At 63.4% G+C, this 20,027-nt stretch carries 18 protein-coding genes and 1 riboswitch; of the genes, 9 read left to right on the forward strand and 9 right to left on the reverse strand.

The features are described from left to right. From BM234_RS08340 to BM234_RS08350, 3 genes are read left to right on the forward strand one after another with little or no spacing between them, the layout of a single operon-like run. Complete coding sequence (locus BM234_RS08340; protein WP_092063055.1) at positions 1-1,071, forward strand: Mrp/NBP35 family ATP-binding protein; 1,071 nt, start codon at positions 1-3, stop codon at positions 1,069-1,071. Next, positions 1,068-1,784, forward strand: a complete 717-nt coding sequence (locus BM234_RS08345) for a biotin/lipoate--protein ligase family protein (RefSeq protein WP_092063058.1) — start codon at positions 1,068-1,070, stop codon at positions 1,782-1,784. Before BM234_RS08340 ends, BM234_RS08345 begins: the two co-directional genes overlap by 4 nt. After that, complete coding sequence (locus BM234_RS08350; protein ID WP_092063061.1) at positions 1,781-2,266, forward strand: DUF6505 family protein; 486 nt, start codon at positions 1,781-1,783, stop codon at positions 2,264-2,266. Before BM234_RS08345 ends, BM234_RS08350 begins: the two co-directional genes overlap by 4 nt. A gap of 28 nt (positions 2,267-2,294) precedes the next feature. On the opposite strand, the gene BM234_RS08355 is transcribed toward BM234_RS08350, so the two are convergent. The 3 genes from BM234_RS08355 to BM234_RS08365 form a co-directional block, all read right to left on the reverse strand. Then, on the reverse strand, positions 2,295-3,206 hold the full coding sequence (locus BM234_RS08355) for a glycosyltransferase family A protein (protein WP_092063064.1): 912 nt from the start codon (positions 3,204-3,206) through the stop codon (positions 2,295-2,297). Between the two features lie 70 nt (positions 3,207-3,276). Continuing rightward, a complete protein-coding gene (locus BM234_RS08360; RefSeq protein ID WP_092063067.1) occupies positions 3,277-4,698 on the reverse strand; it encodes a hypothetical protein in 1,422 nt (473 codons plus the stop codon). Positions 4,699-4,766: 68 nt separating this feature from the next. Continuing rightward, a complete protein-coding gene (locus tag BM234_RS08365) occupies positions 4,767-5,069 on the reverse strand; it encodes a DUF2218 domain-containing protein (protein ID WP_092063331.1) in 303 nt (100 codons plus the stop codon). A 144-nt stretch (positions 5,070-5,213) separates the two neighbouring features. On the opposite strand from BM234_RS08365, the gene BM234_RS08370 reads away from it, so the two are divergent. The 5 genes from BM234_RS08370 (at position 5,214) to nagA (ending at position 10,191) form a co-directional block, all read left to right on the forward strand. Next, positions 5,214-6,122 carry a siderophore ABC transporter substrate-binding protein gene (locus BM234_RS08370; protein ID WP_092063070.1) on the forward strand — a complete coding sequence of 303 codons (909 nt, stop codon included), beginning with the start codon at positions 5,214-5,216 and terminating at the stop codon, positions 6,120-6,122. Beyond that, complete coding sequence (locus tag BM234_RS08375; protein ID WP_092063073.1) at positions 6,085-7,071, forward strand: iron chelate uptake ABC transporter family permease subunit; 987 nt, start codon at positions 6,085-6,087, stop codon at positions 7,069-7,071. The genes BM234_RS08370 and BM234_RS08375 overlap by 38 nt, the downstream gene beginning before the upstream one ends. Then, a complete protein-coding gene (locus tag BM234_RS08380) occupies positions 7,064-8,008 on the forward strand; it encodes an iron chelate uptake ABC transporter family permease subunit (protein ID WP_092063076.1) in 945 nt (314 codons plus the stop codon). The genes BM234_RS08375 and BM234_RS08380 overlap by 8 nt, the downstream gene beginning before the upstream one ends. Continuing rightward, positions 8,005-8,763 carry an iron ABC transporter ATP-binding protein gene (locus BM234_RS08385; protein ID WP_092063079.1) on the forward strand — a complete coding sequence of 253 codons (759 nt, stop codon included), beginning with the start codon at positions 8,005-8,007 and terminating at the stop codon, positions 8,761-8,763. Before BM234_RS08380 ends, BM234_RS08385 begins: the two co-directional genes overlap by 4 nt. Positions 8,764-9,042: 279 nt before the next feature. After that, positions 9,043-10,191, forward strand: coding sequence for an N-acetylglucosamine-6-phosphate deacetylase (gene nagA / locus BM234_RS08390; RefSeq protein ID WP_092063083.1), 1,149 nt, complete (start codon positions 9,043-9,045; stop codon positions 10,189-10,191). Here nagA and uxuA read toward each other — a convergent pair. Next, positions 10,188-11,393, reverse strand: coding sequence for a mannonate dehydratase (gene uxuA, locus BM234_RS08395; RefSeq protein WP_092063086.1), 1,206 nt, complete (start codon positions 11,391-11,393; stop codon positions 10,188-10,190). The genes nagA and uxuA overlap by 4 nt on opposite strands. A 187-nt stretch (positions 11,394-11,580) precedes the next feature. On the opposite strand from uxuA, the gene BM234_RS08400 reads away from it, so the two are divergent. Beyond that, positions 11,581-12,567, forward strand: a complete 987-nt coding sequence (locus BM234_RS08400; RefSeq protein ID WP_092063088.1) for an MDR family oxidoreductase — start codon at positions 11,581-11,583, stop codon at positions 12,565-12,567. Positions 12,568-12,652: 85 nt separating this feature from the next. Here the strand turns inward: BM234_RS08400 and BM234_RS08405 are convergent, their stop codons facing one another. The 5 genes from BM234_RS08405 to BM234_RS08425 all read right to left on the reverse strand — a co-directional run bounded on the left by BM234_RS08405 (position 12,653) and on the right by BM234_RS08425 (position 19,763). Beyond that, positions 12,653-15,961 (reverse strand): error-prone DNA polymerase, encoded by a 3,309-nt coding sequence (locus tag BM234_RS08405; protein WP_092063091.1) that lies wholly within the window; start codon positions 15,959-15,961, stop codon positions 12,653-12,655. Then, complete coding sequence (locus BM234_RS08410) at positions 15,961-17,439, reverse strand: Y-family DNA polymerase (protein ID WP_092063094.1); 1,479 nt, start codon at positions 17,437-17,439, stop codon at positions 15,961-15,963. Before BM234_RS08410 ends, BM234_RS08405 begins: the two co-directional genes overlap by 1 nt. After that, a complete protein-coding gene (locus BM234_RS08415; RefSeq protein WP_092063334.1) occupies positions 17,381-17,938 on the reverse strand; it encodes an ImuA family protein in 558 nt (185 codons plus the stop codon). The genes BM234_RS08410 and BM234_RS08415 overlap by 59 nt, the downstream gene beginning before the upstream one ends. An 83-nt stretch (positions 17,939-18,021) precedes the next feature. After that, the gene (locus BM234_RS08420; RefSeq protein WP_092063097.1) at positions 18,022-19,194 is read right to left on the reverse strand and encodes a BaiN/RdsA family NAD(P)/FAD-dependent oxidoreductase; all 1,173 of its coding nucleotides are present in this window, start codon (positions 19,192-19,194) and stop codon (positions 18,022-18,024) included. 77 nt (positions 19,195-19,271) lie between these two features. Further along, entirely contained in the window at positions 19,272-19,763 is a 492-nt protein-coding gene (locus tag BM234_RS08425) for a 6,7-dimethyl-8-ribityllumazine synthase (protein ID WP_092063099.1), read from the reverse strand. Positions 19,764-19,839: 76 nt separating this feature from the next. Beyond that, positions 19,840-19,986: riboswitch (FMN riboswitch) on the reverse strand. Between the last annotated feature and the right edge of the window lie 41 nt (positions 19,987-20,027).

Genomic DNA, 20,027 nt, shown 5'->3' on the forward strand with positions numbered 1-20,027 from the left:
GTGGCATTGACACGCGAAGATGTACTGGGCGCGCTCAAGGGGATCACAGATCCGGTGAGCGGCTCCGATATTGTGAGCACCGGAATGGTGCGGGCACTCGCCGTCGAAGAGAGCGGTGCCGTTCGCTTCGTTCTTGAAATTGATCCCAAGCGCGCCGAACAGATGGAGCCGGTACGCGCCGAGGCCGAGGCAAAGGTAAAAGCGTTGGCGGGCGTGGGGGCCGTCTCGGTCGTGATGACCGCGCATAGCACGCAAAATGCCCCCCCTGACCTGAAGCCCAAGAAGAAAGCTGAGCCTACCGGCCCGCAAAAGATCGCCGGGATCGAACACATTATTGCGGTCGCATCCGGCAAGGGTGGCGTGGGCAAATCGACCGTCTCGGCAAACCTCGCCTGCGCGCTCGCCGCCGAAGGCAAGCGGGTCGGCCTGCTCGACGCAGATGTCTACGGGCCTTCACAGCCACGGATGCTCGGCGTATCGGGCCGCCCGGCAAGCCCGGACGGCAAGACCATCATGCCGCTCAGGAACCATGGCGTGACCATGATGTCGCTTGGCCTCATGGTCAACGAAGGTCAGGCGGTTGTCTGGCGCGGTCCGATGCTCATCGGCGCGCTCCAGCAGATGCTGATGCAGGTTCAATGGGGCGCGCTCGACGTGCTCATCGTGGATCTGCCGCCCGGCACCGGCGATGTCGGCATGACGCTGGCGCAAAAGGCACATATCGACGGCGTGGTTGTTGTCTCGACCCCGCAGGACGTCGCGCTGATCGACGCCCGCAAAGGGATCGACATGTTCAACCAGCTCAAGACACCCATCTTGGGCATGATCGAGAACATGAGCACCCACATCTGCTCCAACTGTGGTCATGAAGAGCATATCTTCGGTCATGGTGGCGTAGCGCGCGAAGCGGAAAAGATCGGGGCGCCACTGCTCGGGGAAATCCCGCTGCACCTCGACATCCGGACCGCGGCCGACGGCGGCGCACCCATCGTTGTGGCCAAGCCTGAAAGCCCGCAAGCGCAGTCGTTCCGGGAGATCGCACGCAAACTGATGGAGATGGGCGTTACATGATCGACGCCGCACCGCAGTTCCCACCGTTGTTCCAGGGCCTCGCCGTGGAGCCGGGCATCGACCCCTTCGCCAAGGCCTGCGCCAAGGGCGCGATGGGCTGCGACGCGGGGCTCGTGGTGCATCGTCTCGCGGCGGACCGGATGTCTGCCGCAGTCGTGCTTGCGCCCGAGGTTCCGCTCGAAGAGGCCGTGGCGATGCTCCCGCTCTCGGGGGTCGCCTTTCAGAACGCGCTGGGCGCACTTGCCCCGCCGGAGGTCGCGGTTCATCTCGAATGGACGGGCGGCATCCGGGTCAACGGGGCGCGTTGCGGTGATCTGCGGATCGCGGCGGGAACAGGCGATCCAGACGCGCAACCGGAATGGCTGGTTGTCGGACTGGACCTGCCGCTTTGGCCCGAGGATCTCGACCGCACGGGCGATACGCCGGATCAAACAGCGCTTTATGCCGAAGGCTGTGCCGATGTGGACGCAATCGCCCTACTGGAAAGTTGGGTTCGGCATCTGCTGCTCTGGATTTCCCGGTGGGAGGAAGCGGGCGCAAAGCCGATCCACGCGGAGTGGCGGGGACTGGCCCACGGTATGGGTGAGGATATGTCCATCGATGGGCGTTCGGGCACCTTTCTGGGGGTGGACGAAAGATTTGGACTGCTACTTCGGGATGCGGAGACAACGCATCTCATCCCGCTGAGCACTAGGTTGGAGACGATGACATGAAGCTCGCACGGGCGATCCACTTCGATGAAAGCGACCAGCGCGTCTTTCATTCGCCGGCCCGCACCGGGGAATGGTGCATCACCGGGGGTTTTGAGTTTTCCAACTGGGGAGAGGCGGACCTTGTCGGCAAGGCACGGCAGGCATTTTCCAACAGTTGGCTTGGAATGGAGACATGGGGCCGCGTGACTTTCGTCGCCGTGACCCAGATCGAGGCCGCTGAATATGCGCGGCTCGAAGAGCTTCTGACCCTCCACTTCATGGAGATGTACGGCGCCCCGGACCGAGAGGCGGCGCGGCCCGTGGCACAGGAAGAATTGGCCTATATGGTCGAACTTTGTGAGGATCATCAGCCCAATACGCTGTTGACCGTCGCGCGGGAGTTGACCGAAACAGGTGTGCGCGAAAGCTTTCGGGCGATTGAGCCTTCCGAGGCCGGGCTGGAGCAATTCGCCATTCACGGTGATCTCGACGACCCCGCGTGAGGTCTACACCCGCGCTGAAAACCCCGGCTCAGGCATCTGTCTGTTCGGCTTGACCTGCTGCCATGGGGAATGCCTCGTGGAACGCCTCTAGGACGCTTGGCTCAGTCTCTGCGTGGTTGGCGATGAGCCGCGCCTTGAATCCTCCTCGTCCGCGTAACCTGCTGAAGTTGTTGCCATGGTTCGTCATGTAGCAGACGAGCGGAGTGTCGACCGGGGTCAGGGGGCGGCCAGCGAGACGCGCGAGGTATTCAAACATCCGGTGCTCGTAACTGACCGCGCCGCTGAGAAAATTCTTTGATTTCGGATCGCCCGGCAGAAGCGGAAACGCCGCGCAAGAGCCGCAGAGCTTCCAGAAAGCTCGCTGGTTCGGGGCCATGAGGCTGCGTGGATTGGCGATGGCGATCTGGCGCTCCGAAACATCATAGAGATAACCCCGGCGCATCAGATACCCGTTCGGGCTGGCGTCTCGCAGCAGGGTTGCGACCAACTCTGGATGCAGCAGATCGTCCGCATCGAGCGGCATGAGATACCCCTCGGGGCCGCGATCCGTCGCAGCGTTGACCAGATGCCGAAGCTTGTCCCATTTGTCGAAGCTCTCATCCGCCTTCACGTAGGGCAGGTGAAAGAGGGTTCTGGACCACGGAAGATCGGGCATATCCTCACAGCAGATCAGCGCTTCCCATCTGGAATCGCTCTGACTGAGGAGACCTGCCACGGTGGCTTGCAGCCGCGCTTCGACGGCCGCCCAATCCTCGATCAGGCGCCGTCCGACAACGGGAATGACAAACACAACCCGCTCCGGCTGCCGAAGCCTTGGCGCGGTCCGAAGATCGACCGCCGCCATCTCCGCCGCATCCAGAGACCCGAGCAGTTGGGGAGCGACTCCCGCTGCGAAGGGGCGTAGAAACCGGCGCCATTTCCCAACCGTCTTGCGTTGCATTCCGCGCTCCTGAAAACATGCCTTGGCTTCTACCTAGCGACCAGACCCTGCGTGGACCAGAGGAAGCGCTTCACGGAGCATCGAGATCGAGGATTTCACGCAGGATGCGAACATGCTCGGGGGTTTTGTCCGGCGCGTCCGTGCTCATCCTTCTTTCCCCGTTCCAGTAGTGATTGTGGGTCACCAGCCCTTCGGGCAGAACGGCAATGTCTCGGGCACCTCGGGCACTCTTCTCCCCCCGCTCCAGCGCAAAAGGCTCCGCCACGGGGCCAGAAATGAGATCGCCCTTCACGATGCGCGACTGCGGCGAATAGAGGTTGGTCCAGCGCGTATATCCGAACACGGCGCCATGATGCGGACATCGCGGCGCCACCGGATCGAATTCCTCCCCTTCGGAGCGCACCACGCCGGATCGGTATGTCCAATGCCGACTGCCGGTGCGGGAATCGTATTCGAGCGCGGGCGGGCAACAGGGCACGACGCGGCGGCGCTGTAGCTCGCGCAGGTCGTCGCGATCGGCCGCAATCAGAAACTCCGCATGGGTCAACGGCGACCCCATAGAGATGAAGTCTGTGACCTTCCACGGGTTACCTTGAGAAGAAAGCTCGGCAAGCGCCTTTTTCTGCTGTTCTTGATAGGCGGCCGTGAAATCCTCGGGGGCTTCGCCGTCCTCCAGCCCCAATGCCACGCGCACCATGGCTTCGAGCTTTGCCCGCTCGGGTTGCGGTCCGATGCGGTCCTTGTTGAAGCGTTTGTTGGTGCGGGCGAAGGTTTGATTCAGGATATCCAAGGCGACGATGGTGCCCAAAGAATGCGCGGCGACAATGACACGGTCATACTCGTCCGACTCAATCAACCGTTCGAGCAGCGCGACCCCGTTTGCGCGTATCTCCTGTCGGCGCGCGACATTGGCGGGCTTGGCCATGACATATCGCGCCACATCCCCAAAGCGGTCGATCATCACCGTGCGCAAAAGAATAGGCGAGAGTGCGATCACCCCAAGGAGAACCCAGCCAAGCCATGCGGGCAATGGAAGCGCCTCCTTGACCATGGGCAAGGAGGTCCACAGCAGTGCGAACACCCCCAACAGGACGATGACCCAAAGAGAGATCCATGTCGCAAGAACCGGGCGCGGCACGCGCGTTCGGGGATTTCGCCAGAGCAACGTCCTGAGCCATGAGGTTACATGCTGCCACGTTGTGCCGTGCATGAGATGCGCCCAGTAGAATTCGTAGAAGTCCGCGCGCCAGCCGTTTTCGGTCCGTTCCGTAGTGACGCGGCGCAATTCGAAATTGTCATAAGCCGCATCCGGCTTGGCCCAGACGGTATTCTTGGCGCGGGGGCTCTCGCCCGTTTCGCTATCGGGACGGTCGCGCCGAACAAGCGCATCGTCGGTGGTCCAGACCGTATCAATGAAACTGCGCAAGGTCTGCATGGGGATCTGTTCCCCCATGCCATGCACGATAAGCACCGCCTGTTTTCTGGTGGCCATGCGCCCCTCCCCCCAAATCCCTCAACCAATGCGGGCAGCCTAGCACGAGCGGAAGGGGCGCGGAAGTTTTAGAGCGGGCGCCAGTCCATGCCCTTGAAATCCTCGCGGAAGGCAAAGCGGACGAGGTGATCGTCGATGATATGCCGCGCGCGGGAAAGCCCGGCTTCGTCCGGCCCGGTGATCTCTATGCGGAGCATTTCCTGACCTGCGTCCAGCCGCGCGGGGCCGGGTGGCAAGGCGGCGTGACCCGTCTGGCTGTCATACTCAACGTCGATCTTGTGGGCGAAGTGCTTGCACAGCTGCTGAAGGTATTTGCTGGCATGCTCGGTGGCAAACGTGCCGATTTCGGTCCGAAGTGTTGTTTGGGTCATCCCCATCGGTGGGCCTCGTGCTTTCCTGACTCTTTGCGTCAATTTAAGCCTTGCGGCATCTCGGGACAAGGACGTATCCAAGGCCCCGTATCCGCGCCGCCAGCCAGCCGCCAGCAACGCGCCGTCATTCCGAAGGAGTTCGACATGACCAGCCGCTTCGTGGCCGCTTTGCTATTGGCCCTTGCCCCCGCCGTTTCTGCTGTTGCCGAGACCCTCACGCTCGAAACCGCCACCGGCCCGCGTGAGATCGAAGCCGGGCCGGAAAGGGTCGTCGTCTTTGACCCCGCCGCGATCGACACACTGGAAGCGCTTGGCGTGCCCATCGTGGGCGTACCAAGCCCCATCTACCTCGACTATCTCGCTGACGTCGCAGAGGAAGCCGAGGTCGTGGGCACGATGTTTGAACCCGACTATGAAACGCTCGCCGCGCTCCAGCCTGATCTTATCGTTGCGGGAAGCCGCTCTTCCGCTCAGGTGGATGCCCTCTCCCGCGTGGCCCCCACGATCGACATGACACTTTGGGGCGAGGATCTGCTGGGCGAAGCACGTGCGCGGACAGAGACCTATGCCGCGATTTTCTCCCGCGAGGCGGAGGCAGACGCACTTCTGGCCGACTTTGAAGCCAAGATCGAAGATGCCAAATCGGCCGTCGCAGGCAAGGGAAACGCACTCATACTCCTTACCAACAGCGGCAAGATCTCTGCCTATGGCATTGAGAGTCGTTTCGGATGGATCCACACGGCACTGGACCTGCCTCAGGCCGTGGAGAACGTCAGTGACGAGACCCATGGCGAAGCGATCTCCTTCGAGTTCATCGCACAGGCCAATCCCGATTGGCTGATCGTGGTGGACCGGGGCGCGGCGATTGGTGCATCGGGCGACTCCGCCGCTGCAACACTGGATAATCCCTTGGTTGCGGGAACCACGGCCGCGCAAAAAGGCCAAATCATCTATCTCGACGCGGGCCCCATTTATATTGCCGGGGGCGGGATGCAGTCCATGGCGGGCACCCTCGATGAGATCATCACCGCGTTCTCCGGGACCGATAGCTGACCTCTTGCGACCTGCAATTCTCATAGCGGCCGCGCTCATTGCGTTGACGACGGCGAGCCTCGCCATCGGGTCGGCGTCGCTATGGGGCGGTGATCTCGGCACCGGCTGGCTCCTTGCGGTGAGCCGCTTCCCTCGCACTGCGGCCGCGCTTCTTGCTGGGGCGGGCCTCGCCGTCGCGGGAACCGTGGTACAACAGGCCGTTCAAAACAGGCTGGTGGAGCCATCGCTGACCGGGACGACTGAATCCGCTATGCTGGGCCTTATCGCCATAACCCTGATCGCTCCGGGCATGTCCATCGGGTGGAAGGCCGCCCTCGCCGCTGTCGCCGCCCTCGCGGGCACGGGCGGCTTTCTGATGTTGGCCCGGCGCGTTCCCATGCAGGATCCGCTGCTGTTGCCCATCGTGGGATTGATCTATGGCGGCATCCTCAGCGCCATGGCGATCTGGCTCGCGTGGAATGCCGACCTGATGCAGCTTCTGGGGGCTTGGCGGCTTGGTGAGTTTTCCGGCATCGTGCAGGGGCGCTATGAACTTCTGTGGATCATCGCGGCCCTCAGCCTGCTTCTCTATACGCTTGCCGATCGGCTCACCCTGCTCGGTCTTGGGGAGACTCAGGCCCGGAGCCTCGGCCTCAACTACACCCAAACCCGCCTGCTTGCGCTCGCCGTCATGTCGCTTATCGCGTCGCTCGTAACGGTCACCGTGGGCGCCTTGCCTTTCGTCGGGTTGGTGGCTCCAAACCTCATCTCCCGCTGGCGCGGCGACAATCTTCGCGCCAACCTGCCCTTCATCGCGGCGGGCGGGGGCGGGTTGGTGCTCGCGGCCGACATCGCCGGACGACTGATCCGCTATCCCTATGAAATCCCCGCTGCCACCGTCTTCTCTGTTTTCGGAGCGGCGATTTTCCTTTGGCTGCTTCACTCCGTTCCGGCGCGATCCCATGGTTGAACGGCGCGTGCTCTGGTTGGTCGGCGCGCTGATTGCGCTGTCGGCGCTCTTCCTGCTCTGGCAGCTTCGCGCGCCGATGGGCTTCATCCTGTCGCTGCGCGGCACCAAGCTTGCCTCCCTGATCCTCGTTGGTGCGGCAACCGGCATCGCGACCGTCCTGTTTCAGACGGTGGCGGGCAACCGCCTGCTGACCCCCGGCATCGTCGGTTTCGACGCGCTGTTCGTGTTCATCCAGACCGCTCTTGTCCTCAGTCTTGGCGGCATCGGCTATGCGACACTTCCCTCCGTGGCCAAGTTCCTTTTCGAGACAGGGGCGCTGGTCGGAACGGGCCTGTTGCTGTTCGGGGGCTTGCTGCTTCGCGACGCGCGCGATCTGACCCGCATGATCCTGACCGGGGTGATCCTCGGGGTCATGCTGCGGGGCCTGGCCGAGATGATGCAACGCGTCATGGCGCCGTCGGAATTCGCCGTCGTGCAGCAGGCGCTTTTCGCAACCTTCGGCGCGGTCGATACCAATCAACTCTGGATCGCCGGCGCCTTGCTTGGGGCCGCGACCGTTGCCGCGTTACGTCTTGCCCCGGCTCTTGATGTCGCAGCGCTCGGGCGGGATCGCGCTCGCTCGCTCGGTCTCGGCTACGATTTTCTGATGCTGCAGGCACTGGCGCTTGTCGCCGTGCTCGTGGCCGTCGCGACCGCGCTGGTTGGGCCGATGACCTTTCTGGGCCTGCTCGCAGCCAGCCTCGCGCGCGAAATCACGGGCACGCATCGCCATGCCGCCGTTCTGCCTGCCGCGGGCCTCATGGGCGCGCTGATCCTCGTCGCGGGGCAGTTCGGGTTCGAACGTCTGCTGTCACGCCAATCCGCGCTTGCCGTCATGGTCGAATTCTTCGGCGGGCTTCTTTTCCTGCTTCTCGTGCTCAGACGGAGGTCCGTATGATCAAGGTCGAAGGCCTGTCTAAAAACGCAGGAGCTGTAGAGATCCTGAAGGATCTGACGCTGAGCATTCCGCCCGGAGGCATCACCGCGCTTATCGGACCGAATGGTGCGGGAAAATCCAGCTTGCTTCACTGCATTGCGGGACTCGATCGCCCCACCTCAGGGATGGTGCGCATCGATGGCACGGATCCGTTCTCCTGTCCCGATCGGGAACGCGCGCGGCACCTTGCGTTTCTGCAGCAGTCACAGCCCGTCGTTCCGCGCCTGACCGTCCGCGACATGGTGGCGTTCGGGCGCTGGCCCCATCATGGCGGGCGTCCGCGCCCCGAAGATGCCGAAGCGACCGAGCAGGCCTTGCGAGCCTTTGAACTTGAAGACCTGAGCGAACGCCCCCTCGAAGTACTCTCCGGTGGTCAGCGTCAACGCGCCCTCGTCGCCATGACCTATGCGCAGGCGACCCCGTGGCTCTTGCTTGATGAACCCCTCAACGCGCTTGACCCGCGCCATGCGCATGACCTGATGCGGCGGCTCAATGATCTGAGCCATGCCGCGGATGAGCGCAGCGTCGTGGTCGTCCTGCATGATATAAACGCGGCCGCACGCTGGGCAGATCGGATCATCGCCATGAAAGACGGTCGGATCGCCGCGGAGGGGCTGGTTGCAGAGGTGCTGACCGGCGAAGTGCTTCGGGACCTCTACGATACGCCCTTCGACGTACTTGTCCACGGCGGGCGTCCCCTCGTTGTGACGGTGTGAACCCGGCCCGAAATTTCCGAGCAATTTCGTCAAGTTTAGAATGATTCAAAAAGACTTGGCAGCGCTGCGAATCCATGTCATGTTGCTTGTGCAAGCCAGCGCAATGCCAGCCAGCCAATCATCCCCCACTCGTTTTCGAGTGGGGTTTTTTGTTTGTGCAGAGCATATTGCGCAAAGGCTTCGCAACGGGTGCCCATAGGATTGCCGCTTTGACACGGGGCATTTATGGTCCGCGTGTAGCCGCCCGAAGTTGGGCGCTCCGACACAACAGGATCCTCCGTGACCCGCCACCTGATCCATGCTGAAATCCTTTACGACGGAACGGGCGCCCCCCCTCAATCAGAATGCTTGGTCGAGGTTCTGGATGGGCGCATTGTCTCCGTTGGCGAAGCGCCCAGTCCCTTGCCCGCGGAAGCGCGACGGGAAAAGGTAGTCGCTCCGGGGTTCATTGATCTGCAAATCAACGGCGCGGCGGATGTTCAGTTCAACGACACTCCAACGGCCGAAGCCGCCGCCCGTATTGCGGCCGGGGCCCGATCAGGTGGCGCGGCGCATATCCTGCCGACATTCATCACGGCTCCGGGTTCCGCCTATCTCGGCGCGATCTCCGCCGTGCAAGAGGCCCTTGCGCGCCAAATTCCCGGCATTCTGGGCTTGCACCTTGAGGGCCCGTTCCTCTCACCCCTTAAACCCGGCATCCATCCCCAGGATGCCATCCGCCCGCTAGAGCCGGACGATATTGCGGCAATTCGTTCCGCGCGCCTCCCGCTTTTGCTGACCCTCGCCCCGGAGGCCCAACCTAGGGAAGCGGTCCGACAGCTCTCAGAGGCCGGGGTGGTGGTCTTCGCGGGCCACAGCGCCGCGACCGCAGAGGAGCTCGACGCAGCCGCCCGCGACGGGCTTTCCGGCGTTACCCATCTGTGGAACGCCATGCCCCCGCCCGAAGGCCGCGCTCCGGGCATTGTGTCCCGCGCGCTCACACATCCGATGCTCTTTGCCGGGATCATCGCCGATGGTCACCATGTGCATCCTCTCAACCTGACACTCGCGGCCAAGATGATGGCGCAGCGCCTGTTTCTAGTGTCCGATACGATGCGGACCTATGCGGGAACCTCAACGGAATTCGACCTGCTCGGCACGCAAGTCACCCTCGCCGACGGGCGACTGACCGGCCCGGACGGGCGGCTTGCCGGGGCGCATCTAGGGATGGACGATGCGGTGCGTTTCATGGTGGCGCATACCGGCGTCGAACCCGAAACCGCGATCGCAATGGCAACCTCAACCCCCGCGCGCGCAATGCGCCAGCAGGAGCATCTGGGCCGCATCGCACCGGGGTTTCGGGCCAGCCTGACCTTCCTCGACGTCGATCTGCGGGCAAAAGGCGGGATGGTCGACGGCCGATTTTTCGAAGACCTGCCCGCGATCTAACCGTTCGCTGCTGTCAGCGCGGCGATGACCCCGCGCAACTCTGCCAATCCTTTCAGACGCCCGATGGCCGGATAGCCCGGTTGCGCGTTCCGATCATGATCGTCGAGGATATTCTGTCCGTGATCTGGCCGGAACGGGATTCCCCAATCCGATCGCCCCGAAGCGCGGCGGCGCGTTTCCTCTGCCAGAACGGCCCGCACGAGCGCCACCATATCTGTATCACCGCTCAGATGCTCATCCTCGAAGAAGGATCCCCGGATCCCCTGCCCTTCCCGCCTGACATTTCGCAAGTGCAGGAAGTGAACGCGATCCCCGAGCCGTCTCATCATCCCCGGCAGGTCATTGTCGGAGCGTACGCCCAGAGACCCTGAACACAGCGTCAGGCCGTTGGCGGGGCTATCGACCGCATCAAGGATCGCCCGACAGTGTGTTTCGGTCGACATGATGCGCGGCAGACCAAGCAGCGGAAAGGGCGGATCGTCAGGGTGACAGCACAGCCGGAGTCCGAGGGACTCGGCAGTCGGGACGACCTCAGTCAGAAAGTCGATGAAATGGCCCCGGAGACGGTCCTCCGAGATCGTGTCGTATTCGTGAAGATGTTGCCGCACGTCGTCCAGCGAGAACTTCTCCGCAGCGCCGGGCAAGCCGAAGACAACGTTTCCTGAAAGCTGTTCGCGCGCGGTTTCGTCCATCTCTTCATACCGGCGGCGGGCGGCCTCGCGCAGATCAGGCTCGTAATCGGCCTCGACCCCGTCGCGAGACAGGATGAACAAATCGAAGGCCGCAAAGTCGACCAGGTCGAACCGCATGCAAGTGGCCCCGTTCGGGCGACGCCATGACAGATCCGTGCGGGTCCAGTCGAGAACGGGCATGAAGTTGTAACAGACCGTCTCGATCCCTGCATCGGCAAGGTTGTGAAGCGACATGCGCCACGCCTCCAGATGGGCGCGCCATTCGCCCTTTTGCTTCTTGATGTCCTCCGACACGGGCAAGCTTTCCACAACGTCCCAAGTCAGGCCGGAGGGGGTGCCATCGCGAAAGGTCGCAACCTCTCGCTGCCGCTGTGCGATGTCGTCGGCCCGCCATTCCGTTCCGGTTGGAACATGGTGCAACGCCGTGACGATACCGGTGGCGCCTGCCTGCGCGATATCATCCGTGGAGACCTGATCGGCGGGGCCGAACCAGCGCCAAGTTTGCTTCATTGCCGATCCTTTCCTTGCTGATGCCTTCTGTATCAGATGACGAATATGGATGGTAGTATGGAAGTATGCCAGAGAGCGATATCGTAAAGCATCGGTTTAATGCGTCCCTCATAATCGATATATCTCGGGGCAAATCACTGCGGTCCGCGCCCGGACCGCGATGAGCCATAGGGAGAGGGAGACTCAGATGTTCAGAGCCGTGCTTGTCGAAAAGTCCGAAGAGGGCCAGACCACCGCCAGCGTTCAGGAGATCGAAGAGGATCGCTTGCCTGAAGGGGACGTCACTGTTGACGTCGAATATTCGACCGTCAACTACAAGGACGGATTGTGCATCGGGCCGGGGGGCGGGCTGGTACGGGCCTATCCCCATGTCCCGGGAATAGACTTCGCTGGGACCGTCACAAGCTCAGACGATGCGCGCTACAGCCCCGGGGACAAGGTGGTTCTGACTGGCTGGCGTGTCGGCGAAAATCGCTGGGGCGGCTATGCGGAGAAGGCACGGGTCAAGGCGGATATGCTCGTTCCGCTGCCCAAGGGCCTTGATACCCGTCAGGCGATGGCCGTGGGCACGGCGGGCTTTACCGCGATGCTGGCGGTCATGGCGCTCGAAGATCACGGGATCAAGGACGGTCCCGTCCTCGTGACCGGCGCGGCGGGCGGCGTCGGGTCGGTCGCAACTGCAATTCTCGCACATCTCGGCCATGAGGTGGCGGCCGTGACGGGGCGTGCCGAACAGGAAGACTATTTGCGCGATCTCGGCGCGACCCAGATCGTTCCCCGCGCGGATCTCAGCGAGACCACCCGCAAGCCCCTTGAGGCGGAGATGTGGGGTGGGTGCGTGGACGCCGTTGCGGGCGTGATGCTCGGGCGCGTTCTCAAACAGATCAAATACGGCGGGTCGGTCGCGGCCATCGGACTGGCAGGAGGTGCGGCGATCGAGGGCGCGCTCATCACCCCGTTCATTCTGCGCGGCGTGAATCTGCTTGGGATCGACAGCGTGATGCAACCCTACGACGCTCGCTTGCGCGCATGGGAACGTATCGCGCGGGATCTGCCTATGGAGAAGCTCGAAAAGATGGTGCAGCCGGCGACGCTTGCCGACTTGCCACAGCTTGGAGCGGATATTCTCAAGGGCAAGGTAAAGGGCCGCGTGGTCGTGGATGTGCGCGCCTGATGCAGTGACGAGCGGGGCCGAAGGGGGGGGTACTGACTGCAATCCCGGCCTCTTCGCCGCCGGACCTGCGCTTGCCATCTGAGCCTCAGTGGAAATCCCGGCTCGGAAAGAGGCGTTTGGCCTGATCCCGAGGGTGCATGGCCCGCGCGGGGTAGCGCGGTGCCCGGGGCGCGTCGTCGGCTTGCGGCTGAGTGATCCCCACCGCCTCATCCATCGGGTGACCCAGTTCGGAGAGGCAGTGCGAAAGATCCTCGATCTGTTCCGCAATCACATGCACGACGATGCCTTCGCGCTGAATCTGGCCAGTGACCCGCAAGAGCCGCCCTCCCATCACAGTCCGGCGAAAACGCTCATACACCTTGGGCCAAACGACCACATTCGACACGCCCGTCTCATCTTCCAACGTCAGGAAAATCACCCCTGAGGAAGTGCCCGGACGCTGGCGCGTGATAACAAGACCGCAGATGCACGTCCGCCCCAGCGGTGCATCGGCAAGCGTCTCATGGGGCAGGATGCCCGGGATCACAGGGCGCAGCAACTCCATCGGATGGGCCCGAAGCGTGAGCCGCATGGAGACGTAATCCTCTACCACCTCCTCACCCAGATGGGCGGGGGGCAACACGACGTCCGGCTCTCGGAGGCCTTCGCCATCCAACGGGTTGGCGAAAAGCGGCAAGGGCGCGGGCGCACGGATTGCGCGGACCTGCCAGAGAGCATCGCGCCGCGTGAAGCCCATCGCCCCGAAAGCATCGGCCTCGGCAAGCCGCTCAAGGACCGACGGGCCGATCCCCGCCCGCAACCAGAGGCTCTCCGGATCGGGATAGCCATTGCCGCGAGCCGCCGCGATCCAGCCTGCGTCCTCTTCCCGGAAGCCCTTGATCTGGCGGAACCCGAGCCGCAGCGCCAGCGCCCCATCAGCCCGCCGTTCCAGCAGGTTGTCCCATGCGCTATGGTTGACGCAGATGGGGCGCACCTCCACCCCGTGTTCGCGCATGTCGCGTACGATCTGGGCCGGGGCGTAAAACCCCATCGGCTGGGAGTTGAGCAGCGCACAGCCAAAGATCGCCGGGTGATGGCATTTAAGCCATGAGGAAACGTAGGTCAGCATGGCAAAGGCCGCCGCGTGGCTCTCGGGGAAGCCGTAATCGGCGAACCCCTCGATCTGGGAAAAGCACTGTTCGGATACGTCGCGCGTATATCCGTTGCGCGCCATCCCCTCGAGGAACCGCTCCCGGTGCGCCCCGATTGTGCCCATTCGGCGGAAGGAGGCGATAGACCGGCGCAGGCGATCCGCCTCTTCTGCCGAGAACCCCGCCCCAACCACCGCGATCTGCATCGCCTGTTCCTGAAACAGGGGCACACCCAGCGTGCGTTTGGTCACCTCCTCCAGAGCGGAGCCGAAAGGTTCGGGCCTCTCCATTCCCTGACGGCGGCGGATATAAGGTTGAACCATGCCGCCCTGAATCGGTCCGGGGCGGACAATGGCCACCTCGATCACCAGATCATAGAAGGTGCGTGGGCGCATTCGGGGCAGAAAGTTCATCTGCGCCCGGCTCTCCACCTGAAACACGCCCACCGCATCAGCGACGCAGAGCATGTCATAGGTCGGCGCATCCTCTTGGGGCACGGTATCGAGAGTGTGGGTGATCTTCTCGTGTTGCGCCAGCAAATCGAAGGATTTGCGGATACAGGTCAGCATCCCCAGAGAGAGCACATCGACCTTCAGTATGCCGAGCGCGTCGATATCATCCTTGTCCCATTCGATGATCGTGCGATCCTCCATCGCGGCATTCTCGATGGGGCAAAGCTCATCAAGCCGGCCCTTGGTCATGACGAAGCCGCCCACATGCTGACTCAGGTGACGCGGGAAACCGATGATCTCCCCGATGAGGCGCAGCGTCTGCGCCAGCCGCCTGTCAGAAGGATCAAGGCCGAGTTCGCGCACCCTGTCCGGATCCGCACCACCCTCCGACATGCCCCAGATCTGTCCCGAGAGGCTGGCCGTGACATCCTGCGACAGGCCCATGACCTTACCCACCTCCCGGATCGCGGCCCGCGAACGGAAATGAATGACCGTGGCGCAAAGCCCTGCACGCTCTCTCCCGTAGCGGGCATAGATCCACTGGATGATTTCTTCGCGGCGTTCATGTTCGAAATCGACGTCAATATCCGGTGGCTCCCCCCGATAACGCGAAATGAACCTCTCGAAGACCATGCCGATCATGTCGGGGGACACATCGGTCACCCCAAGCAGATAGCACAGGATGGAATTGGCTGCGGAACCTCGCCCCTGACAGAGGATGCCGCGTGAACGTGCCTCGGCCACGATGTCATGCACAGTGAGGAAATAGGCGGCAAAGCCCAGTTCCTCCACGAGGGCCAACTCCTTGCCCATGAGCGCATAGGTCCGCGCAGGCGCGCCATCCGGATAACGCCGCTTCAGCCCCTCCTGCACCAACCGCTCCAGCCGCGCCTGCGGCGCCTCACCCCCCGACACCTCGTCAGGGTATTCATAGCTGAGTTCGCTCAGGCAGAAAGAACAGCGGGCGGCGATTTCCAATGTCCGGCGCAATGCTCCGGGATAGGCGTGAAAGACGCGCGCCATATCGGCATGTCCCTTGAGCCGGCGTTCGGCATTGGGCAGGGCGCGGGTTCCGATCTCGTCGATGGAGATATGCTCGCGCATGCAGGTCAGTACATCGGCCATCTGGCGGCGCGAGGCCCGATGCATCAATACGTCACCCACCGCCACCATCGGCGCTGATGTCCGCTGGGCGAGATGGGCGCAGGCCCGCAGATAGGCCTGATCGGAGCCGTCATAGCGCGGCGCGGCCCCGAGAAAGACCTGTCCGGGAAAGCGGCGCTGCACCCGCTGGATGGGGACGGCGGCCTCCCGCAACGCGCAACGGGGGAGGGCGATCAGGATCATGCCCGCCCCTCCCTCCAGCAGATCTTGCAGGTCGAGATGGCAATTCCCCTTTTCCGCCCGGAGCTTGCCTTGTGAGAGCAGGCGGCTGAGCCGACTATAGGCGGCGCGATCCTGCGGCAGGGCGAGCCAGTCGACCGGGCTGTCGCGGAGCACGAGCCGGCAACCGATGATCAACTTGGGCAAGGGACAGGCCGGGGGGCGGGCGATATCTTCGGGATTGCCGATTTCCTGCCGTGAACAGGGATCGGTTTGATGTTGCGAGCGGATGCGGATCATTGCCTGCGTCTCTTCCCGCAGGGTCTTGAGCGCCGAATAGGCCCGTACCACGCCCGCCAGCGAATTGCGGTCGGTGATCGCGATGGCCGCAAGGCCCAGTTCGGCGGCGCGGGATACCAGTTCCTCGGGGTGCGAGGCGCCGGTCAGAAAGGTGAAATTCGAGGTCACGCAAAGCTCGGCATAGGCCATCAGGCGAACTCTCCCTGCACGAACCATCCCGGGTTCTGCGGCGTATGATAAAGCCACAGGCGGCGCCCCTCCCGCGTTTCCACGATCCAGTAATCGCGCATCCCCGCGCGCCAGTTCGGATCGTCCAGCCACCATTCGGGCGTAATCCGCTCCGGCCCCGTGGCACGCCCCGTCGAGAGCGACATGCGCCGCCAGCGAAACCGCGCGGGCGGGCGGGGGCCGGTGGCGGCGATGGGTTCCGGGGGAAACAGGCTCAGCGGACGGGGCCGCATCACGGACCACGACCCGCCGGGTGTTGCAAAGGCCGCCGGAGAGATGAGAAAACTGCGTTCGGGAATATGACTGTCGGCGGGAAGAAACCTCTGGACGTTCTCAAGGCCGATCCGCGTGCCGATGCGGGTGATAAGGTCGCTCAGCCGGTCCGGGTCGGCCTTGCGCACCGCGCCCACCTGCTGCACCGGCAGATCCTCGACCACCGAAGCTTCCAGCCGCATCTGGTCGATGCCGAAACCCGCGTCGACATCCCCAACCCCGCGCTCGAAGAGCGGCAGGATGCGTGCCGGATCACGCATCGCGGCAGCGAGACGCAACTCCACCTGTTGGCTACCCTGATCGACCCGGCGCAGCGTCAGGGACAGCACCCTTGCCCCCGCTTCCCGCGCCTTGAGCTTTTCGCAAAGCGCGGCAAGAAGGCGCTCGGTTCCCACCATGACATCGCCCGACAGCCCGATCGGATCGGGAAAACTGAGGCGCACGGCATAATGCGGCGCATCGGCCTCTGGGGAAATCGCTTCGGGTTGCTGGCCCATCGCCTGATCGAGGCGCAGCAGCAGGCCCTGACCAAAACGCCGCGCCAAGGGCGCACGTGCGGTTCCCGCCAGATCGCCAATGGTACGCAGGCCCATCCGCTGAAGCCGCACAACCGTTTGCGCCTCCAACCGCAGGGCCGCGATCGGAAGCCCGGCCAGCGCCGCCTGTTCTTCCCCCGGGTCTGCGATGCCTTGGGCGTGATGCGCCAGCGCCCAAGCCGCGCCCCGCGTCCCCGCAAGCCCGACGCAAAGCGTCAGCCCCGCCCTCTCGGCACGCATGTGCATGTCCTGAAGCAAGGCGCTCTCCCCGCCCCACAGATGGGTGGAGCCCGTCACATCAAGCACCAGCCCGTCAGGCCCCTCCGGTCCCACCCATGGGCAATACCGCGTGGCCCAGCGCCCAAGGATCCTCAAGAACCGGGCGTCGTGATCAGGCCGGGCCGGGGCGCTCAGCAAATCGGGACAGAAGGCACGGGCATCGGCAAGGCTCATGCCCCGATGCAGCCCCTCTGCCTCCCCCTGAACGTTAAGGCAGTGGATACGATCGGTATTGCTGTGTCGCTCGGTCAGCGCAAAGGGGCCGAGAACCGGACGTGCGCGCAGAACCCGGTCAGTCGCCAGCCGGGGGAACCACATGCAAACGATGCGTCTGGTCATCCCATCGAACATTCCAAACCCCAAGTGTTCCCTGTTTGTTCTTTGTAATTTCCCATCGCATCGGAGTCGAGTCCGCTTGGGGATCAAAGAACGGCGCGACATGCCAGCGGGTTTCGGCGGCATTGCTGCCCATGCCTTCGGGAATGAGACACAGGCCGGTCGTCTCTCCTGTCTTGGCGGCCAGTTGCAAGCGCCGTCCCTGTTTGGGATCCAGCGGTCGCGTCAATTCAAGTACCACAGCGGGAATCACCCCGTCGCGGAGCGCCTCCTCCATGACGGCAAGACCGTCCGCCTGCGTCGGAACCTGCCCCATCAGAAGGCGGGAAACATCGAGAAAGCGGCAAAGGCCCCCGGGATTTATCATCTCGCCGTGCCAGGATTCGCGCAGCCACAGCACATCGCCCCGCGCGGCGGCGGAGAAAACGGCAGCAAAAGCACGCGCACCGGGGCCAAAAACCTCGTGTACACGCGCCTTGCGCAACGGCCATGGCAGCTGACGGTCGGCAGGCATGGAAAGCAAATTACATCGCCCGAGCGATCAGTTCAAATACTGACGTAGGGGGATGGGGCGTCACTGACGCCGAACCGGCCTCTTCACGATCCCAAGCGTGCCGCGATCGCCTGTCCCGCGGCAACGCCCGAGGACCAGGCCCACTGGAAGTTATAGCCCCCAAGCCAGCCGGTCACATCCACGGCCTCCCCTATGGCATAAAGCCCCGGAACGCCGCGCGCCTCCATCGTGCGGGAGGACAGATCCTTGGTGGAAATTCCGCCCGCAGTGACTTCGGCCTTGGCATATCCCTCCGTTCCCGTGGGGTGGAAGGTCAGGTGCATCAAGGTTTCCGCCACGCGGTCAAGCTCGGCATCGGAGGTATTCCCAAGCTCCTGCCCCAGACCGATCCGCGCCGCCAGAACCTCTGCGAGCCGGTTGGGAAGAAGCTCCACCAGCGCCGCCTTGAGATGGGAGCGGGGCATCCTCCGCCGCGCCTCGCGCAGCCTCTCCGGCGCATCAGCCACCAAGGAGAGGGACACCGTATCGCCCGGCGACCAGTAGGAGGAGACCTGCAGGATCGAAGGCCCCGAAAGCCCGCGATGGGTAAACAGCGCCGCTTCCCGAAACGACGTGGCCCCCGTCTGCGCCGTGACGGGACAGGAAACGCCCGAAATATCCTTGAACGCCTGATCGTCCGGGCCAAGCGTCAGAGGTACAAGCGCGGGACGCGGGGTCACGATCTCAAGACCGAACCGGCGCGCAATGTCATAAGCAATGCCAGAGGCGCCCATCTTGGGGATCGAGGGGCCGCCCGTCGCGATGACCAGTCGCGGGGCACTCGCCCCCGCGACGGTGAAGCGCCCATCGCTGTGCCCGATCTCGCCGATCTGTGTGGAGAGCCGGATTTCGACCGCACCGCGCTGGCATTCCTCCAGGAGCATGGCGACGATCTGCCGGGCGGAGCCGTCACAGAAAAGTTGGCCCAAAGTCTTCTCATGCCACGCGATGCCATGCCGCTCGACGAGTGCGAGAAAATCCCATTGGGTATACCGGCTGAGCGCGGATTTGGCGAAATGCGGATTCTCCGACAGATAGCACTCCGGCTCGGTGGCGGTATTGGTGAAATTGCACCGCCCCCCGCCGGAAATCAGGATCTTCTTTCCTGCCTTGTCCGCGTGGTCGAGCAACAGCACGCGCGCGCCTGCCTGTCCGGCGGTTGCCGCCGCCAGAAGCCCCGCGCCGCCAGCGCCCAGAATGATTGCATCATATTTCATGCCTGCCTCTTAGAGCGCGGCGACGTTCCCGAAAAGAGGTGAACCCGGCACCTGCAGCAGGGTACCGCGCCCGGGGCCTAGACAGCTTTGGAAATGCCCGCATCCCGAGGATAGGCCTCTGCCCCCTGGGCGGTGATCTTTGCCACCTCTTCGCGGGTCCGTGCGATACCCAGCGCAGCTTCGGCGGCCTCCCTGCCCTTCTGCACGAAATGCTCGGAGTAGATCCGGGTGTGATGCTCCGTTTCCTGAAAATGGTGCGGCGTGAGCGAAACCGAAAGCACCGGGACACCGCTTTCCAAACCAGCCTGCATGAGACCGGAAACAACGGCCTGTGCGACGAAATCGTGGCGATAGATACCGCCATCCACCACCAATGCGGCGGCGGCAACCGCCGCATAGCGCCCCGAAGATGCCAGATCGCGCGCGACGAGCGGCAATTCGAATGCGCCCGGCACGTCGAACACATCGACCGACGCGGGCGGGATCACCTGCAAGAACCCGGCAAGCGCCTGATCCACGATCTCGGCGTGCCAGTTTGCCTTGACGAAGGCATAGCGAGGAAGGGTCATCTTGATCTCCTGAGCAACGACATTTCGGCCAAGGCGATCACACACAGATGCACCACGGATCTCCGTGGAGGCATATGCGCATTCTCTTTCATCCGGACTATGACCGTCGGCTCAGGCATCGCACCTGATCTGCTGACCCTTTCGCAACCGAAAGGCGCTCGCGGGCTCACGGGCAAGCCCGCATACCGCCGGTGGGGAATTTCGCCCCGCCCTGAGAATGGTGTTCAACTTGCTCATTCGGGCAAGAAAATCAAGCCACGCCCG

Origin of the sequence: Poseidonocella pacifica (assembly GCF_900111875.1) — a bacterium.
Taxonomy (GTDB): Bacteria; Pseudomonadota; Alphaproteobacteria; order Rhodobacterales; family Rhodobacteraceae; genus Poseidonocella; species Poseidonocella pacifica.

Excerpts from the sequence above, each read along its gene's own strand:
- BM234_RS08345 (WP_092063058.1), top strand. The coding sequence starts at position 1,068 with ATGATCGACGCCGCACCGCAGTTCCCACCGTTGTTCCAGGGCCTCGCC.
- BM234_RS08350 (WP_092063061.1), top strand. The coding sequence starts at position 1,781 with ATGAAGCTCGCACGGGCGATCCACTTCGATGAAAGCGACCAGCGCGTC.
- BM234_RS08355 (WP_092063064.1), bottom strand. The coding sequence starts at position 3,206 with ATGCAACGCAAGACGGTTGGGAAATGGCGCCGGTTTCTACGCCCCTTC.
- BM234_RS08360 (WP_092063067.1), bottom strand. The coding sequence starts at position 4,698 with ATGGCCACCAGAAAACAGGCGGTGCTTATCGTGCATGGCATGGGGGAA.
- BM234_RS08365 (WP_092063331.1), bottom strand. The coding sequence starts at position 5,069 with ATGACCCAAACAACACTTCGGACCGAAATCGGCACGTTTGCCACCGAG.
- BM234_RS08370 (WP_092063070.1), top strand. The coding sequence starts at position 5,214 with ATGACCAGCCGCTTCGTGGCCGCTTTGCTATTGGCCCTTGCCCCCGCC.
- BM234_RS08375 (WP_092063073.1), top strand. The coding sequence starts at position 6,085 with ATGAGATCATCACCGCGTTCTCCGGGACCGATAGCTGACCTCTTGCGA.
- BM234_RS08380 (WP_092063076.1), top strand. The coding sequence starts at position 7,064 with ATGGTTGAACGGCGCGTGCTCTGGTTGGTCGGCGCGCTGATTGCGCTG.
- BM234_RS08385 (WP_092063079.1), top strand. The coding sequence starts at position 8,005 with ATGATCAAGGTCGAAGGCCTGTCTAAAAACGCAGGAGCTGTAGAGATC.
- uxuA (WP_092063086.1), bottom strand. The coding sequence starts at position 11,393 with ATGAAGCAAACTTGGCGCTGGTTCGGCCCCGCCGATCAGGTCTCCACG.
- BM234_RS08400 (WP_092063088.1), top strand. The coding sequence starts at position 11,581 with ATGTTCAGAGCCGTGCTTGTCGAAAAGTCCGAAGAGGGCCAGACCACC.
- BM234_RS08405 (WP_092063091.1), bottom strand. The coding sequence starts at position 15,961 with ATGGCCTATGCCGAGCTTTGCGTGACCTCGAATTTCACCTTTCTGACC.
- BM234_RS08410 (WP_092063094.1), bottom strand. The coding sequence starts at position 17,439 with ATGTTCGATGGGATGACCAGACGCATCGTTTGCATGTGGTTCCCCCGG.
- BM234_RS08415 (WP_092063334.1), bottom strand. The coding sequence starts at position 17,938 with ATGCCTGCCGACCGTCAGCTGCCATGGCCGTTGCGCAAGGCGCGTGTA.
- BM234_RS08420 (WP_092063097.1), bottom strand. The coding sequence starts at position 19,194 with ATGAAATATGATGCAATCATTCTGGGCGCTGGCGGCGCGGGGCTTCTG.
- BM234_RS08425 (WP_092063099.1), bottom strand. The coding sequence starts at position 19,763 with ATGACCCTTCCTCGCTATGCCTTCGTCAAGGCAAACTGGCACGCCGAG.